The 17171-nt window shown below is 37.0% G+C and carries 12 protein-coding genes, 1 pseudogene and 1 other annotated feature (1 of these 14 only partly in view); of the genes and pseudogenes, 11 read left to right on the forward strand and 2 right to left on the reverse strand.

Annotated elements, in window-relative coordinates; all coding sequences use genetic code 11:
• Nucleotides 1-103: 103 nt before the first annotated feature.
• The 5 genes from BM163_RS08990 to BM163_RS09010 all read left to right on the forward strand — a co-directional run bounded on the left by BM163_RS08990 (nucleotide 104) and on the right by BM163_RS09010 (nucleotide 6243).
• On the forward strand, nucleotides 104-2524 hold the full coding sequence (locus BM163_RS08990; RefSeq protein ID WP_089802335.1) for a DNA translocase FtsK: 2421 nt from the start codon (nucleotides 104-106) through the stop codon (nucleotides 2522-2524).
• Nucleotides 2525-2558: 34 nt separating this feature from the next.
• Nucleotides 2559-3668 carry a nicotinate phosphoribosyltransferase gene (locus BM163_RS08995; RefSeq protein ID WP_089802337.1) on the forward strand — a complete coding sequence of 370 codons (1110 nt, stop codon included), beginning with the start codon at nucleotides 2559-2561 and terminating at the stop codon, nucleotides 3666-3668.
• A gap of 130 nt (nucleotides 3669-3798) precedes the next feature.
• Entirely contained in the window at nucleotides 3799-5097 is a 1299-nt protein-coding gene (gene murC / locus BM163_RS09000; RefSeq protein ID WP_089802340.1) for a UDP-N-acetylmuramate--L-alanine ligase, read from the forward strand.
• Nucleotides 5098-5238: 141 nt separating this feature from the next.
• Nucleotides 5239-5658, forward strand: coding sequence for a DUF948 domain-containing protein (locus BM163_RS09005; protein WP_089802341.1), 420 nt, complete (start codon nucleotides 5239-5241; stop codon nucleotides 5656-5658).
• Between the two features lie 30 nt (nucleotides 5659-5688).
• Nucleotides 5689-6243: a YtxH domain-containing protein gene (locus tag BM163_RS09010; protein ID WP_089802343.1), complete on the forward strand. Its 555-nt coding sequence runs from the start codon at nucleotides 5689-5691 to the stop codon at nucleotides 6241-6243.
• 74 nt (nucleotides 6244-6317) lie between these two features.
• Here BM163_RS09010 and pilM read toward each other — a convergent pair whose 3' ends face one another.
• Nucleotides 6318-8462, reverse strand: coding sequence for a cell division protein FtsA (gene pilM, locus BM163_RS09015; RefSeq protein WP_089802345.1), 2145 nt, complete (start codon nucleotides 8460-8462; stop codon nucleotides 6318-6320).
• A 245-nt stretch (nucleotides 8463-8707) separates the two neighbouring features.
• Here pilM and BM163_RS09020 point away from each other — a divergent pair, with 245 nt between their 5' ends.
• From BM163_RS09020 to motS, 6 genes and pseudogenes are all read left to right on the forward strand, one after another.
• The gene (locus BM163_RS09020) at nucleotides 8708-9769 is read left to right on the forward strand and encodes a bifunctional 3-deoxy-7-phosphoheptulonate synthase/chorismate mutase (RefSeq protein WP_089802347.1); all 1062 of its coding nucleotides are present in this window, start codon (nucleotides 8708-8710) and stop codon (nucleotides 9767-9769) included.
• Between the two features lie 101 nt (nucleotides 9770-9870).
• The gene (locus BM163_RS13660; protein WP_143088209.1) at nucleotides 9871-10005 is read left to right on the forward strand and encodes a transposase; all 135 of its coding nucleotides are present in this window, start codon (nucleotides 9871-9873) and stop codon (nucleotides 10003-10005) included.
• A gap of 259 nt (nucleotides 10006-10264) precedes the next feature.
• Nucleotides 10265-10408: pseudogene (locus BM163_RS13665) on the forward strand (helix-turn-helix domain-containing protein); the annotation flags it as partial.
• Between the two features lie 755 nt (nucleotides 10409-11163).
• On the forward strand, nucleotides 11164-12159 hold the full coding sequence (ccpA, locus tag BM163_RS09025; protein WP_089802349.1) for a catabolite control protein A: 996 nt from the start codon (nucleotides 11164-11166) through the stop codon (nucleotides 12157-12159).
• 78 nt (nucleotides 12160-12237) lie between these two features.
• Nucleotides 12238-13062: a flagellar motor protein MotP gene (motP, locus tag BM163_RS09030; protein WP_089802351.1), complete on the forward strand. Its 825-nt coding sequence runs from the start codon at nucleotides 12238-12240 to the stop codon at nucleotides 13060-13062.
• The gene (gene motS, locus BM163_RS09035) at nucleotides 13049-13834 is read left to right on the forward strand and encodes a flagellar motor protein MotS (RefSeq protein WP_089802353.1); all 786 of its coding nucleotides are present in this window, start codon (nucleotides 13049-13051) and stop codon (nucleotides 13832-13834) included. The genes motP and motS overlap by 14 nt, the downstream gene beginning before the upstream one ends.
• Before the next feature lie 147 nt (nucleotides 13835-13981).
• Here motS and BM163_RS09040 read toward each other — a convergent pair whose 3' ends face one another.
• On the reverse strand, nucleotides 13982-16891 hold the full coding sequence (locus tag BM163_RS09040) for a transglycosylase domain-containing protein (RefSeq protein ID WP_089802355.1): 2910 nt from the start codon (nucleotides 16889-16891) through the stop codon (nucleotides 13982-13984).
• Between the two features lie 135 nt (nucleotides 16892-17026).
• Nucleotides 17027-17171: a binding site (T-box leader), on the forward strand (it continues 61 nt past the right edge of the window).

Here is a 17171-nt window from a genome sequence, read left to right on the forward strand (position 1 = left end):
TGTCTTTTGCGCTTTTTTTACATGATAAAAAATGCTGAAACAAGCCATTTTAGTTAAAAATTTGTTAAAATGAAGATAATTAATTTTAGAAAGAGTGAAAAACATGTGGAATAAACTAAAACAAAGAATTGATCAACTTTTTCACTCGAATGATAACGTACAAGAAGTTGATCACCCAGATAAATTACATAATGAGCAAGATGTTTCAAAGGTTAATAAAAAGCCATATCAAAGAATCGATACCAAGGTCGTCTATCATTATCCGAAAGAGCGAGAGTTTAAGTTCCCGGTAAAAATAGATGAAGTCGGAATGAATAGAGAGCATTCTTCAAAGAAATATAAAAAAGAGAAAGAATTACCAACCAACATGTCTAAAGACAGAGAAACACCACCAAACAATAAACCATTTAAAGTATCAGAAGTGCCATCGCCCGTATATGGTTTTACCCGACAAGTCGAACAACAAAGTCACGAACATCGACATGATAGGCAAAAAGAAAAGAAATTAATAGAATCAACTTACTATCCGACTTCCTATTCTTCGAATATTCTAAATGAAGTAAGAAGAACGCGTGGTGAAATGTCTGATTATGCTTATGAGCGTAGCGGAGAGAAAAGAAAAGTGCAACCAAAAGACCGAGACATAGAAAGAACAGAGCAGAAAAAAACCATTGAGCCATTCGATAGTATGGAAAAGGTCAATAATATAGACGTCGTAAATGAGAAGCAAAAGTTTAAGGACAGTAGTGATACAACAGCAAATGAAGCTAAAAAAGATGACCCGACGAAGTTCGTAGATGGCATAGAAGAGAAAGACAATGAAAGCGAAGTTGGGACTATGTCAGAAACTGAAATATTATTAAAACGCTCGCCAGTCCATGAACAAGCTCAACGGGAGTTAAATAAGAAACAAGTGCCATTCAATGTTAGAATGAGGCCAAGTGATAAGAAACGTTACTATGAGCGGATGAAAAATGTGGATAATAAGCAGCTAACTAAAGATCAGCATGCATCAACAAATCAGCCGCCAGTTGCAGAGCAATTGACAAACACAGTGGCGAAAAGTTTGGTGAACCCAAGACAAATATCACAAAAAATAGACGGTAAAAAGCGTCAAGTGCTACCGCTGCATTTATTAGATGATATTGTACCGAAAGAAATGCATCTCTCATCATTTATTGAGGAGCAATCACAGCGCCTTATTGAGGCATTAAAACAATTTAATGTAGCAGCTGAAGTGATCAACGTAATGCAAGGGCCAAGTGTCATGCGATTTGAAATTAAACCAGAGTCTGGTGTGAAGGTAAGTAAAGTGAAAAATCTTAGTGATGATCTAAAGCTAAGTCTAGCCGCGAAAGATATTAGAATTGAAGCGCCTATTCCTGGAAAACATGCGATTGGTATTGAGATACCTAATGAAAAAACGCGGCCAGTCATGTTAAGTGAAATTTTCGAATCATCAGCTTTTGTCGATGCAACATCTCCTTTAAGTGTTGGTTTAGGACTAGATATTTCTGGCGAAGCTATCATTACTGATATTCAGAAGATGCCTCACGGTTTAATTGCAGGAGCAACCGGTTCGGGAAAGAGTGTATGTATAAATACTATTTTGTTGTCTCTTCTATATAAAGCAACGCCGGAAGAAGTGAGGTTATTACTTATTGATCCTAAAATGGTGGAACTTCAACCTTATAATGATCTTCCTCACTTAGTCAGTCCTGTCATAACAGATGTAAAAGCAGCAACGCAGGCACTGAAATGGGCGGTAGAAGAGATGGAAAGACGCTACCAACTTTTTGTTGAAAAAGGGGCAAGAGATTTGTCGCGCTATAATGAAAAAATGACACGTCAACAAGGGGAAAGCTTGCCAATGATTGTGATTGTCATTGACGAGTTAGCAGATTTAATGATGGCAGCTCCTCAAGATGTAGAAGATGCCATTTGTCGAATTGCTCAAAAAGCTCGTGCAGCTGGAATTCATTTACTTTTGGCAACTCAACGACCATCAGTAGACGTGATTACAGGATTGATAAAATCAAATATCCCTACACGAATTGCTTTTAGTGTGGCCTCCCAAGTTGATTCACGGACAATGATTGATACAGCTGGTGCGGAGCGACTGCTTGGTAAAGGCGATATGTTATTTGTTGAGAACGGGGCGAGACATCCTGTTAGGATACAAGGCGCTTTTGTTTCGGATGATGAAATTGAACGTATTACGGCCTACCTAAAGCAACAGCGTGAACCTAATTATTTATTTGAGCAAGAACAACTGTTAGAATCACTCGAACAAGAAGCGTCAACAGATGAACTTTTTGAGGATGCCCTTTTGTTTTTGTCAGAAAATGAGACAATAAGTACGTCTTTACTTCAACGCCGATTTAAAATAGGATATAATAGAGCAGCAAGGATTATAGATTCACTTGAACACCAAGGGATTGTATCGGGTCAAAATGGTAGTAAGCCACGGACAATACTTATCTCAAAAGAAGAAATTAACTATATTCGTCAGTCGCACAGATAAACATAAATAAAACACAATAAGGGGTTATTAAACAATGGAAAAAGAAATCAGTTTGAAATTAGATGGTAAGATTGATCGATTAACTAATAAAACATTTAAGTTCGATGAACGTATCAAAGAAGGCTGGTTCTCTGCGGTATACTTCTTAAAAACTAAAGAAATAGCTCAAAAAAAGTGTGAAAACAATGAGGTAATCATGCAGTTTTTTCAAAAAGATCACGCGGTTCTTTGTGGAACAGATGAAGCGATTGCTCTCATACATACATTTAGTGAGAATCCTGAAAGTCTGGAAATTCACTCTTTAAAAGACGGAGATAAGATCAGTCCTTTTGAAACAGTGTTAACGATTAAAGGACCTTACCAATCTTTTGGTTATTTAGAAGGAATTATCGATGGGATTCTAGCAAGACGCACGTCAGTAGCGACGAATGTTTATAAAGTTGTTAAAGCAGCTCGAACATCTGGTACGCAAAAGCCGGTTATGTTTATGGGAGATCGCGATGATCACTATACGCAACAAGCAGGTGACGGTTATGCAGCTTTTATTGGTGGATCAACTGCTCAAGCAACACACGCGATGAATGAATGGTGGGGGAAAACAGGTATGGGTACGATGCCGCATGCCTTGATTCAATTGTTTGAAGGAGATGTTGTCTCCGCCTCTAAGGCATATAAAGAAGTATATCCAGATGATGAACTTATGGTACTGGTGGATTATAACAATGATGTTATTACTGATTCCCTTAAGGTCGCGCATGAATTTAAAGATGAATTAAAAGGCGTCCGTCTAGATACATCCAATAATATGGTTGATAAGTATTTCTTGCGTAATGAGCATTTAATGGGACCGTTTGATCCTCGAGGTGTTAATCCTGAACTTATCTTCGCGCTGCGTGAAGCGCTTGACGATGAAGGGTTTAATCATGTGAAAATCATTGCAAGTGGTGGGTTTACGGAAGATAAAATTCGTCGTTTTGAAAAACAACATGTGCCTGTTGATATTTATGGTGTTGGTCGTAGTTTATTGGATATTAAAGTTGGATTTACTGGTGATAGTGTCATGCTAAACGGTCAACCAGAATCTAAATTTGGTCGACAATACCGACCGAACGCACGACTGGAAAAAGTTCATTATCAGAAGTAGTGCTTCCTAATGATTTAGTTTTTTATTAATCTGTGATATAATGCATAATTGTGCTGTTTAAGTCGTTTATTTATAGTAGCGACTTAAATAGAAATATGAGTAGCGTTAGACACTTACGGGGGTAAGATTTATGACAGTTTACCATTTTGTTGGTATTAAAGGGACAGGTATGAGCGCACTTGCGCATATTCTTCATGATCAAGGAGAAACCGTTCAAGGTTCAGATGTGGATAAAACATTTTTTACAGATCAAGCATTAGTAGATAAAGCGATCCCCATTTTCTCTTTTTCAAAAGAAAACATTACTGAAGGCATGACGATTATTCAAGGTAATGCATTTAATGATGAGCATGAGGAAATTAAAGAAGCAAAAGCATTAGGTTTAACCATTTTCAAATATCATGAATTTCTTGGGATGTGGATTGATCAATATACGAGTATTGCGGTAACAGGTGCACATGGTAAAACGTCCACAACAGGGTTGTTAAGTCATGTGTTGAAAAATATTCACCCAATCTCTTATTTAATAGGTGATGGTACCGGTGTTGGCCATGTGAACAGTAAATATTTTTCGTTTGAGGCGTGTGAATATCGGCGTCATTTTTTAAGCTATAAGCCAGATTACGCAATTATGACCAATATTGATTTTGATCATCCGGATTACTTTACGAGTATTGATGATGTGTTTTCTGCTTTTCAATCTATGGCTGACCAAGTGAAAAAAGGAATAATTGCTTGTGGTGATGACATATACTTACACAAGCTCCAAGCAAAAGTACCTGTGGTTTACTATGGATTTAATGAAGATAACGACTTTCAAGCGAAGGATATGCGAGAAGGGGAACATGGGACAACATTTGATGTGTATGTCCGACATGATTTTTATGATACTTTCACTATTCCTTTATTCGGTAAACATAGCGTCTTAAATGCTTTATCGGTTATTGCCTTATGTCATTATGAAGGAATCGAAAGTGATCAAATGAAGCACTTAGAAACTTTTGGTGGTGTGAAGCGTCGTTTTTCTGAAAAGCGCGTTAATGACCAAGTTTTAATTGATGATTATGCGCATCATCCTAAAGAAATTGAAGCAACAATTGATTCAATTAGAAGAAAGTATCCGGACAAGAAAATTACCGCTGTGTTTCAACCACATACGTATTCTCGGACGAAAATGTTTTTACAAGAGTTTGCTGAGAGTTTAATGCTTGCGGACAATGTGTATCTATGTGATATTTTCGGTTCTGCAAGAGAAATGGTAGGTAAATTGACGATTAAAGACTTAGGAGAACTGATTGACAATTGCCATTATATCCAGCTGGATTCAATTAGTATGTTGGCTGAAGATAAAGCAGATGTGATTGTATTTATGGGAGCGGGAGATATTCAAACGTTCCAAACAGCTTATGAAAAATATTTAACCAACTAAGAAGGAAAAACTGACCATCATGACGAATATAGTTATGAGTGGTCAGTTTTTTTATTTATAAAGTTTACCAAATTTTAAAATGGGGTAAACAACAATAGACCATATTTATAAATAAAAATATTTGTTGAAGGAGTGAGCGATATGGATAATCTTCTCTACATTTCAGCATTAATTGCTGCAATAGCATTTGCTGTTCTTGTTGTTTATCTTGTTCGTCTTTTAAAAGAGTCAGAACGAACGATGACAAGTGTAGCGAATACGTTAGAAGGCTTAGAGAAACAAATGGTGGGTATTACAACTGAAACAACGCTATTACTTAATCGAACCAATGCATTAGCTGAGGATATTAACTTAAAGGCTGATAAACTAAACGTCTTAGTTGATAGTATTAGCGGTTTAAGTACGACCTTTACGACCTTTAGTGCTTCTGTAAAAGAAGTTTCTGATACTATTTCAAGAATTGCTGTTGATAATAAAGAAGAAACAGCGCAAGTTATTAAATGGGGTAATGTCGCAATGGAAGTACTAAAGAAAAAGAAAGATAAAAGAACGACTAAGTAAATGTAAAGAAAATATGAGGAGGAATTTATTATGACAAACGAAGAAAACAGAACAAATGAGCATATCAATGCGAAGGACTTTTTAATTGGATCGTTGATTGGAAGTATTGTTGGGGCATCGGTTGCCTTATTGTTCGCACCTAAGTCGGGTAAAGAAGTAAGAGAAGACATTAATAAAAGTGCCTCTGATCTTAAAGATAAAGCATTAGTTTATAAGGATAAAGCTTATGATAAAACAGATGAATTTAAAGAAATAGCTAAGGAAAAGAAAGCGGATCTTCAACAAGTAGTGAATGAAAAGTCACAAGAATTTCATGCTAAGTTTAATGAAACGAAGCAGAGCGTGCAGGATAAAATTAATGAGACAGCAGAGGAATTAAAAAAGAAAAAAGCAGCGATGCAAGCAGATGTTGAAGATATGCAAGAAGACATAGAAGAAGCTGTTGAAGAAAAAGTTGAAGAAGTGAAAGAAAAAGTTGAAAAAGTAAAAGATAGCGCTAATAAAAAAGCTCAAGCAGCAAAAGAAGCGACTGATAATGTGAAAGAAGCAGTTGAAGATGGCGTAGAAGACGTTAAGAAGAAATAAGTATATATTAAAACAGGCGGTGCCTTTTCATATTTGGAAAGGAACCACCTGTTTTTTTACAATTAATTCTCTTTTTATTTTGATTCATGAATAATTTCTAATTTATCACCATCAACTATAGGTTCAAGAAATGTTGTGGGTGCACCATTCTTTAATATATGTACATGGCCACGCTGTTTTATTAAATCAAGAGTGATATAGCGGAAGACATCTTGAAAAATAAATGTCATATCTTCTAATCTTTTAATGGTTAACTTAGATAATGGTTCGATAACGTCATCATCTTTTAATAAGATATCATGATGATAAAGCGCCATTTTCTCCTTTTTAATAGTAACAGGTTCATTATTAAAAGTGATGTTAATCTCTTCACTTAAAGGTAATTTAAGAGCCTTTGTTAATACTTCCTTTGTTACTTTTTGTAAAGGATTATAATAAATTTTATCTCCTGGTTTTAGCCTTGTTTCGAGTGAAGCGGGTTGATGGTTAATGAATAATTTTTCCGAATAAGCTTCTAGAGGTATGAATTTATCATCGAGATAGACAGCAAATATCTCTGGTTCATGTGCTAAATAATGAAACTCTGATTGGTTAAGCCACGTGCCTAAATCAATGTGATCAACCATTTCAATCCGATCGCCATCTTTTAATACCGCTTCAAGGTCAGCTGCTTTTTTATTAATCGTGATCTTAGGTGTGACTTGATATGGTTTATCATTAAAGTATAGTGTAAATGGCTGAACATTACCTATGATATCATGTAGCCTCACAAGAGGCTCATGACCATCTTCTCCCTTATCAACAACTAAGGTGTCGTTATGTTCAATTAAATCATCAACACGCAGTTGCTTGTTGTTACGTTTAATTTTAGGAGGGGTGCCGTGTGTCCCCGGTAAAGTAATTGTTTGGTTGTTGATAGAAACCATGTAAGCCATTCCTGGTTTACCGTACATACGTTTAATATCAATACCAGCCGCTAGAAGGCAGTCTCCAACCGTAAGTTGTTTCATATCAAATAAGCGAACGGCACGTTCGTTTACCGTGACGCTAATGTAATGTACAGGATTTTGTTTTGCTGCTATAGCAATACCAATAGGGGTAATAAATTCTGGCCCCGTTGGTATATCTATAGTTGTTCTTAAGTCTTTGATAGCGTCTGTCCCACGTGTAGCCACTCTATTATGCGGAAGTTGTAATTTATCAGCTAATGTGTTTGTAAGGTCAGGTGTTAAGCTACCACCACCAACAAGCATAACAGCTTTAGGGGCACGTTTATTAAGGTTAATAATTTCATTTGCAATAGCACTTGCTAAATCTTCAATCGCGGGTTTAATATCCAAGGCTAACTCGCTTTTTGTTACAACAGTTTCAAATCCTAATATATCTTCCACTGTCGCCTGATGATGTTCTGTTATTTCACGTTTTACACGCTCTGCCTCATTGAAATCTAGTAGATAATAGTCACTAATTGCTTCTGTAATTTCGTCTCCAGCTTTAGATACCATTCCATAGGCTGTAATTGTTCCTTCATCAGTTAAAGCGATATCACTTGTGCCAGCGCCAATATCAACCAGTGCGACATTTAACCGTCTCATCGATTCAGGTATTAATACATTAATGGCAGCGATAGGCTCAAGTGTGAGTGCCTCCATTTCTAAATGTGCACGATTTAGTGCTGAAATAAGAGATTCAACAACAACTTTAGGTAAAAACGTCGCAATAATTTCTACTTCTGCGTTTCCCCCCTGTTGATCGATGAGTGAACCAATGATATCATTATCTAACTTATATTGTAGAACTGAATAACCAACGCAATAGTAATGTGTCAATTGATCTTGACTTTTCTCCTCTTCAGCAAGCTCATACTGTGCCTTTTGAACGGCTGTTAGTTCAAGAAAAGATATAGCTTCTCGATCCATTAAAGGTTGTTTAGTAATGTCTGTTGATACAATGGTTCGTTTTGTTTTAAGTGCACGGCCAGCTGCTGCAACACATACTTTAGTTAAAGTGATTTTGTGTCTCTCCTCTAACTGCTGTTTTACTTGCTTAATGATCTGCGCAACTGCCACAACATCATGTATTTGACCGTCAAGCATGGAACGTTCGGTATGTTCAATACTTTCATAATCAACGAGTGTGTAATGTCCATTTTCTATATTAAGGAGTAATCCATTAACTGAGCGGGTCCCAATATCTAAAGCGAAAATAATGTCATTCATAATTTAACTCCTTTGTCTTCGTTCTTAAACGCTTACTAATACTTAGTTTAACAGATTTCTTCTTGAACGTATTGCCTTTTTAAGATAATGGTATAAAGAAAATACTAAATATTTAAACAATGTAGTGACAATTCGGAATATTTTAGCTATAATGAATGCTAATTATTCATTCTTTCGTTTTCAAACATGTGATGCATGTTTTTAAGGAATAGGTAAAATATACATTAACTACAGGGGGAATTTAGATGTCAAACGAACAATTAGATTTACTTAGAGAACAGCTTGATGAACTGAATATGGACTTACTAAGCTTAATTAATAAGCGTGGAGAATTAGTCAAGCAAGTAGCCAAATCAAAGCCAAACCAAGGTCCAGATAAAAAATATGATCCTGTACGAGAACACCAGATGCTAGAAAAAATTAAAAATCAAAATGAAGGACCGTTTCAAGATGCGACGATTATTCATTTGTTTAAGGAAATTTTTAAAGCTGGACTAGAGTTACAAGAAAAAGATTACCATAAGGAAATGCTTGTGTCACGTAAACGCAAAAGCGAAGATACAATCATTGATATTAAAGGTGAAAAAATCGGGGATGGACAGCCCCATTTTGTTTGTGGACCTTGTGCGGTTGAGTCTTACGAACAAGTAAGAAAAGTAGCGGAACAAATTAAAAAACACGGGTTAAATATGATTAGAGGTGGCGCATTTAAGCCGCGGACGAGTCCTTACGATTTTCAAGGACTTGGTTTTGAGGGATTAGAAATTTTACGACGTATTGGTGATGAATTTGATTTAGCTGTTGTAAGTGAAATTGTTCGCCCACAAGATATGGAGAAAGCAGCAGAATACCTGGACATGATTCAAATAGGTGCTCGTAACATGCAAAACTTTGAGATACTAAAGGCAGCAGGTGAAGTTAATAAACCGATCATTTTAAAACGTGGAATGTCCGCAACAGTATCGGATTTTATTAACGCAGCTGAATATATCCATTCACGTGGTAATAGTAATATCATTCTTTGTGAGCGAGGAATTAGAACTTACGAAACAGCGACACGTAACACGCTTGATATTACAGCTGTACCGATTCTTAAGCAAGAGACACACTTACCTGTCATGGTCGATGTTACACACTCTACAGGTCGACGTGACTTACTTATTCCAGCCGCAAAAGCAGCTATTGCGATTGGTGCTGATGCCGTTATGGCAGAGGTTCACCCAGACCCAGCTGTTGCTCTTTCTGATCAACAACAACAAATGAATTTTGAACAATTTGATGCATTTATGGAAGCGGTAAGAAAATAAAAAACAAAAAGCTTCTCAGTTAAACATATATGATATGCTCCCAACAAAGTGGACAGTAGGAATAGTAAATTTCTACACTAATTTGTTGGGGGTTTTTTTCTATGCGCAAAAATCAACGGTGGTCTGATGAAGAGAAATTATATATTGTTTTAAAACACGTGAATGAAGGGCACTCATTTAAATCATTAGAACGTGAGTATAACTGTTCCACTAAATTAATAAGGGGATGGGTTTAAAAGTATCATCGCCAGGGTCAAAAAGGATTAAAGCGTAAGCACCAGAAGACTGTTTATACAACAGAAATGAAAGAGGATAGGATTCTCTTTTATCTTCCTGGATCAAGGCCTATACTAGTGGTAAGAAATCCACTGGTAAAGGACGTGTAAATAGGATGAAGGGTAAAAAAACGACACTGGAAGAACATTAGGAAATTATAGATTTTGCTTTAAGACACAATCGAGACTATCAGTCGGAAGCTGAGAGGTAAACGCGTCCTATCAACAACTATATAGTTGGGTGCAGAAGTATGACTTAGATGGTAAAGATGGGCTGCTTGATCGATGTGGCCGAAAAAAATCTAACAAAGAAGCCATGACAGAAACCGAACAGCTGGAATTTGAATTAAAAGAAATGAACTGAAAAAATCGTCGCCTTTAAGCTTTTAAATCAAAACGACAATCATTTGGTGGAAAGTATGATAAGCGAAGCCGTTACAAACGTACAACCGATTATTCATAGTGATCAAGGATATTAATATACATCTCATATGTATCATGATTTGAAAGAAAAATACGGGTTCACACCAAGCATGTTGAGAGCTGGCTATTGTATGACAACCAGCCAATCGAACAATTGGAGCATGGCATCAATAATTATATTGATTTTTATAACTGACGAAGAGTGACGTTGACTTTCAAGGGACTGGCACCAAAGTTGTAACGTGAAGTATACGAGGGTGTTGATTAAAGAGATGATCGAAACCTCTGTAGAAGCTTGTTTTTAAGTCATTCAAGAGCTTAAGGTGGCGATGCCGAAGGGGTTAGCACAGTCTGAAGATAAGCCCTTTGGCAAAGGTCCGCCGTTAGCGATTGAATAACAACGCAGAATCATCAAGAGTTAACCAAAAAAGACCTGTAATGAACTAATAAGTTTAACCAGCTAAAATGAATCGTTTTGTTTTTTACTGTCCACTTGACAGGTAGCAGTTCAATACGACTAGTGGGAGGCTTTTTTCTGTTTTCTTATCCTGGCAAAAAAACATTTGAAATTAAGGCAGACATTGAAGAAATTTGGTATACTAGACTAGAGATTTTCTTGATATATCTATAAAAGCTAGTCTATACTATACACACACACATTTAGACAGTGAAAAAAAAGAAGGAGGATGAAAGAAAATGAATATCACAATATATGATGTTGCGCGCGAAGCAAACGTCTCCATGGCAACAGTATCACGTGTTGTAAATGGCAATCCGAACGTTAAACCTGCTACACGTAAAAAAGTACTTGAAACAATTGAAAGGTTAGGTTATAGACCTAATGCTGTTGCTAGAGGGCTAGCAAGTAAAAAAACAACTACGGTAGGGGTAATTATTCCGGATATTTCGAGTATTTTCTTTTCAGAGCTTGCTAGAGGTATTGATGACATTGCTAATATGTATAAATACAATATTATTTTAAGCAACTCAGATCAAAATATTGACAAAGAAATTAAACTTATCAATTCCATGCTTGAAAAACAAGTCGATGGTATTGTTTACATGGGTGGAAAGATAACAGAAGAGCACATTAATCAATTTAAAACCTCGCCAGTGCCTATAGTACTTGCAGCAACCGTTGACCCGAGTGAAAAGACACCATCAGTTAATATTAATTATGAACAAGCAGCATTTGAGGCTGTTCAAATGTTAATGGATAGCGGTAATAGAGGCATCGCTTTCGTGACTGGATTGGAGGAAACAACAGCTAATGCATTGAAATTCGAGGGGTACAAGCGTGCATTAAAAGACGCTGAAATAGACGTGCGAGAAGAGTTTCTTATTAAAGGTGATTTAAGTTATCAATCCGGTATAAGAGCGGTTGAAACATTACTTGAAGCAAAAGAGATGCCGTCTGCAATCTTTGTGGCCTCGGATGAAATTGCTTTAGGTGTGATTCATGGCATTCAAGATCGTGGGCTTAAAGTGCCAGACGATATAGAAGTTGTTGGTTTTGATAATACAAGATTAGCCCAAATGGTTCGTCCAACATTGACGACGGTTGTTCAACCAATGTATGATATTGGTGCTGTCGCTATGCGTCTTTTAACAAAATATATGAATAAAGAGGAAGTTTCGGAAAATACTGTCGTACTTCCGCACCAAATTATCGAAAGAAACTCAACAAAATAAATATAGTGCCGATATAAATTTTGTGTGCTTATTGCACACAAAATTTATTTGATTTCTCGAGAATTAAGGAGAGAGTATATGAAGAAAACGGACATTTTAACACCGATAGGTATAACATTGGGTATTGTGATGATTTCATTTGGTATCATTTCGAGTGCAGGTCTTGGTGGTTTTGCAGCATTCATCCAAGTGGCTTCGATTATTATTGTACTCGGAGGATTAATGGCAGCCATTTTAATTAATTTTAATATTGATCAAGTCAAATCAATGGGGCGTGTTGTTAGAGAATCCTTTAGTCAAAATGAAATGGACTTAGAAGGTCTTATCTCTCTCTTTGAACGTTTATCTGAGCGCGCAAGACGAGAAGGGTTACTGGCATTAGAAACAGAATTAGAAAATGTAGAAGATCCTTTTATTAAAAAGGGCATATTACTTGCGATTGATGGTATTGAACCAGAAGTGATACATGATATTATGAATGCGGAAATTACGGCAATGGAAGACCGTCACTCTAAAGGCAGATTGATTTTAGAAAAAGCTGGAGAGTATGCGCCGGCATGGGGGATGATTGGAACGTTGATCGGTCTCGTTTTGATGTTAAATGACTTAAACGACCCATCTACTTTAGGTCCTCAGATGGCCGTTGCCTTGCTGACAACTTTTTATGGTGCGGTATTAGCTAATTTAGTTTTTATTCCTATGTCGGGTAAACTAGAAAGTAAAACAGAACAAGAAGTTTTTATGAAGCAAATCGTTGTTGAAGGTGTCATTGGTGTTCAGTCAGGACAAAATCCGCGTATATTAAAAGAGAAACTTAGTGCATTTCTTTCTGATGATATGAGAAAGCGTCGGGAAGAGAATGAAGGTGTACAAGTGGAGGATGTAACAAATGAAGCGTCCTGAAAAGAAAGTTAAAAAAGGGGCTCCAGCATGGATGACAACATTCTCCGATATGATGACCTTAATTTTAGTCTTCTTTATTTTATTGTTTTCCATGTCACAAATTGATGCTGCAAGATTTGAAGCAGTTGCAGAATCGTTTAGGAATCGAATGATTTTCACAGGATTTCCATCTAATTTAGACATGCAAAATCCAACTGAAAATTCAAATCCGAATCAAAATCAAGAAGGTGCAACAGACTTTAAAAATAATTTATTTGATCAAGATGTTGATGATCTTGATGAGTCGACTGAAGACAACAAAGAAGAGTTAGACGAGTTATTACAGGAAGTCGAAGGTTACCTTGAAGAGAATAATTTACAAGATGTAATAAGTGCAAATAGAACAGATCAGGGCGTTGTACTCATACTGCAGGAACGCGTGCTTTTTGAGACAGCAGAAGCAAATGTTAAAAGCGAGGGAGAGCCATTTTTAGATAAAGTTGGTTTACTTTTAACGAATATTCCTAATGAAGTAAGGGTAGAGGGTCATACAGATAATCGACCAATATCAACAACTGTATATCCATCAAACTGGGAGTTATCTGGTGCTCGGGCAAGTTCGGTTATTCGGTTTATTTTAGAACAACATAATTTAGATCAAGAAAGGTTTATTGCGGTAGGTTATGGTGACACACGTCCGATAGCCCCGAATGACTCAGTAGAGAATTGGCGTAGAAATCGTCGAGTAGAGATTGTGATTTTAGAAATCGGTCAAGAATTGACTTCCGAGTAAATTTAAGTTCACACTATTTTTCGCGAGAAAAGAGAACCGCTAAAACAGGATACTACTTCTTGTTTTAGCGGTTTTTTGTGGCTGTATTTTTTTATTTAAATGACGTTCTTATCAAATCATGCTTTTTTATTAGAAATAGTCTAGATGTTAGTTAGAAGAGCTATTGTTTGATCCATTTCCAGAAGGGGTATCTTCTTCTGGTTCTGCAGTATTAGTTTCCTCTTCTGGTTCTTCTGGCTCTTCTATTTCTTCCGGTTCCTCTGGCTCTTCTTCAGAGAAATCTCCATCGATAAATGGGCGTGTAGGCTGTGATTCACGACCAAAGTAATCAACCGCACGTATCTGATACACTGCTGGTGCATTACCTACATTGTATTGAGTATTTGTTGTAGAGTCTAATAAGTTAAAGTTACTGTCAGGATCATTAGCACGGTAAATGCGGTAACCAATCACATTTGAGCTGCGCGATTGTTGCCATGTCAAGATATTACCTGACTTAGAAACGTTAGATGGTGCTGTAGGTCTTTGACCGCTATCTTGTACGTCATCATTGCTTAAGTTAGGTAGCAATAAGCGTCCCCATCCTCCATTTCTTGAAGGGTAAAGCTGAGTAAGGTCACTCAGTTTATCATATCCTTTGTCTTTAAGCCACTCAGGATTAAACATATAGCCGCGTTCGGATGTGAATTCGTTAGGTGTTTGATCATCAACTAAGACAGCGTTATCGCCGACATTAACGACATTGGCTGAAATAATACTATAATCCTCTTCTTTTGGTACATATTTTGCATTGAATATATCTGTTCCAACTAGACCTAATGCACTTGTTAGACTGGATGGTGATAAACCTGATACTAAACTAAATGAACGAGAAACGATATTGTTAGGTTGTGAGAAGCGCTCGCTAGGTGCCATAATTTCAGGCGCAACAGCTGTTGCAGCATTAACTAGTTGAGCCCAAAAAACTTGATTACGGCCACTATACCCAGTGTTTAATTGTTGCTCATATTCATATCCCATCCAACTTCCAAGCGTGACATTTGGATTCGTTGCAATAAACCAAGTATCTCTGAAACTATTTGATGTACCGGTTTTTCCAGCCCAGTCTACGCCAGGATTTGATAAGCTATTTCTTGCCGATGTACCTGTACCATTTGTTAGCACGTCTCGCATCATATCAAGCATTAAGTAGCTTGTCTCAGGACTAAAGACACGTTCTGTGACAGATTCATGTTCATAAATTGTTCGGCCATCAACACTTTCGATTTTACTTATAATAAAGCTATCGGTATACTCTCCGTTATTACCGAAAGTTGAATAAGCATTGGTGTTTTCTTTAACTGTAGCATTATGACTTCCTAATGCCATAGAAGGTAAACGATAGTTACTCTCAGGGAAATTAGTGAACCCCATTTTAAGTAAATAATCTGGTACAGGATTAGCGACTTCGAGCAAATCAATGTAGGCACTTGCGGCCGACACATTATATGAATTTCTTAAAGCGTTTCTTACGGTGGTTAGTCCGTAGTAACGACTTGCACTAAAGTTTGAAGGGCTCCAAGAACCACTTGCATCAGTGTAAGTGAATTTGGCATCTGCGATAATAGATCCAGGTTGTAGTATCCCTTCCTCTAAAGCTGGTGCATAAACGAGTAAGGGCTTAGCTGTTGAACCAATCTGTCTAGGTGCGTTGGTTGCAAAGTTTCGGTTTTGTAAGTTAAAGTCACGACCACCAACAAACGCTAAAATGGCACCCGTCTTATTGTCGCGTAAAAAACTTCCTACTTGAACAGGTGCATTGTAAGGAATCAGTTCGCCTGTTTCAGGGTCTTCTGTCATGATGGTTTGCTGTGTGGCATTATTTTTCGCGATTTTATTTGGTCCATAATTATTATAGTTATCTTTTACTTCTTGGAATGCATCATAAATGTCTTTTATGATTGTCGTATGAATCTTATATCCGCCTTGAGAAATCTCTCTGTTTGCAAGCATTTCATACTGCTCCATTAAGCTGGCATTTGAATGCAATTCCTCTGCTGTGTAACCATCTTCGATGGCCAATTTCTCTTTAAAGATATCAACAGCTTCATTTCCAATTTCCTGTGTTAAATAAGGATATTGTTCAAAAGTTGATGGGCTACCTTCAGTAAAGCTAGCTACTAAGTCAAAGTCAAGCGCTTCATCATATTCAGCCTGTGTTATATAGTTGTTATTTAACATACGATCAAGAACCGTTCTCATTCGGTCAAGCCCAGGTGCAAGTCCTTCTTCAGTCTTAACTTGCCCGCCATTGGTAAATGGGCTATACATAATGGGGCTTTGTGGAAGCCCGGAAATAAATGCCGCTTGCGCTAAGTTTACCTCATCTGCATCCACACCAAAAATGCCTTTCGCAGCCGTTTGAACACCAGCAATGTTTCTCCCGTTTGCATTACGTCCGAAAGGAACGATGTTTAAGTAAGCTTCAAGAATATCTTCTTTTTCTAGAAAATGCTCCAATCTTAACGCGAGCATGATTTCTTTCGCCTTACGATCAAAAGATACTTCATTAGTTAGTATTTGATTTTTAATAATTTGTTGCGTGAGTGTACTACCACCCGTTTGGGTAGCAGACCCGGTTACTTCTTGAAAAATAGCGCGGAGTATGGCCTTAGGTACAATGCCATTGTGTTCGTTGAAATATTCATCCTCCGTCGCGATAATACCGTTAATAATGTACTCAGAAACGTGCTCTTTTTCCACTTCTTCACGGTGAAGCTCTGAACTCACTTCCCCCATGAAGATATTATTAGCAAAGTAAATTTCAGACGTCTCTTCATAATTATATATTGCTGTTGTCATCTCTTCTGAGCTACGAAGTGGCTCATCTTCTACAAGTGCTGCAAAGTATCCGGCGCCAAGTCCGCCAATGAAAAAGCCGCCAACAACCAACGCAATAATAAAGAATAATAGAATATTCCACGAAACATCATAACTGATACGGAATATTTTAGGGAGAGTGTGTCGTAGTTTCCCCCATATTTTTTTAAATGTATGATCTTGATTTGATTGTTCCATAATATTAACCTCCTAAAATTCCAACATCAATTATAACATACATAGTAAGGATGGTACGATTAAAACCCCATTTTCTTTTAAAAAAAGCTTGCTTAATATTTCTATCTGTGTTAAAAATATAAGCAATAGCATATTTTAACAGCGTTGATAGTATGAAGTAGTTATTCACTCCCTTTTCTCAGAGAGCTGACGGTTGGTGAGAGTCAGTATACAGTGATATGACGAATTACGTGCTTGAGCTTCTTTTTGTCTTTGGCAAAAAGACGGTAGTGATATCGTT

The sequence above is a fragment of the Halolactibacillus alkaliphilus genome (genome assembly GCF_900115465.1).
Taxonomy (GTDB): Bacteria; Bacillota; Bacilli; order Bacillales; family Amphibacillaceae; genus Halolactibacillus; species Halolactibacillus alkaliphilus.

Coding starts and splice junctions, on each gene's coding strand:
- BM163_RS08990 (WP_089802335.1), top strand. CDS start 104: ATGTGGAATAAACTAAAACAAAGAATTGATCAACTTTTTCACTCGAAT.
- BM163_RS08995 (WP_089802337.1), top strand. CDS start 2,559: ATGGAAAAAGAAATCAGTTTGAAATTAGATGGTAAGATTGATCGATTA.
- murC (WP_089802340.1), top strand. CDS start 3,799: ATGACAGTTTACCATTTTGTTGGTATTAAAGGGACAGGTATGAGCGCA.
- BM163_RS09005 (WP_089802341.1), top strand. CDS start 5,239: ATGGATAATCTTCTCTACATTTCAGCATTAATTGCTGCAATAGCATTT.
- BM163_RS09010 (WP_089802343.1), top strand. CDS start 5,689: ATGACAAACGAAGAAAACAGAACAAATGAGCATATCAATGCGAAGGAC.
- pilM (WP_089802345.1), bottom strand. CDS start 8,462: ATGAATGACATTATTTTCGCTTTAGATATTGGGACCCGCTCAGTTAAT.
- BM163_RS09020 (WP_089802347.1), top strand. CDS start 8,708: ATGTCAAACGAACAATTAGATTTACTTAGAGAACAGCTTGATGAACTG.
- BM163_RS13660 (WP_143088209.1), top strand. CDS start 9,871: ATGCGCAAAAATCAACGGTGGTCTGATGAAGAGAAATTATATATTGTT.
- ccpA (WP_089802349.1), top strand. CDS start 11,164: ATGAATATCACAATATATGATGTTGCGCGCGAAGCAAACGTCTCCATG.
- motP (WP_089802351.1), top strand. CDS start 12,238: ATGAAGAAAACGGACATTTTAACACCGATAGGTATAACATTGGGTATT.
- motS (WP_089802353.1), top strand. CDS start 13,049: ATGAAGCGTCCTGAAAAGAAAGTTAAAAAAGGGGCTCCAGCATGGATG.
- BM163_RS09040 (WP_089802355.1), bottom strand. CDS start 16,891: ATGGAACAATCAAATCAAGATCATACATTTAAAAAAATATGGGGGAAA.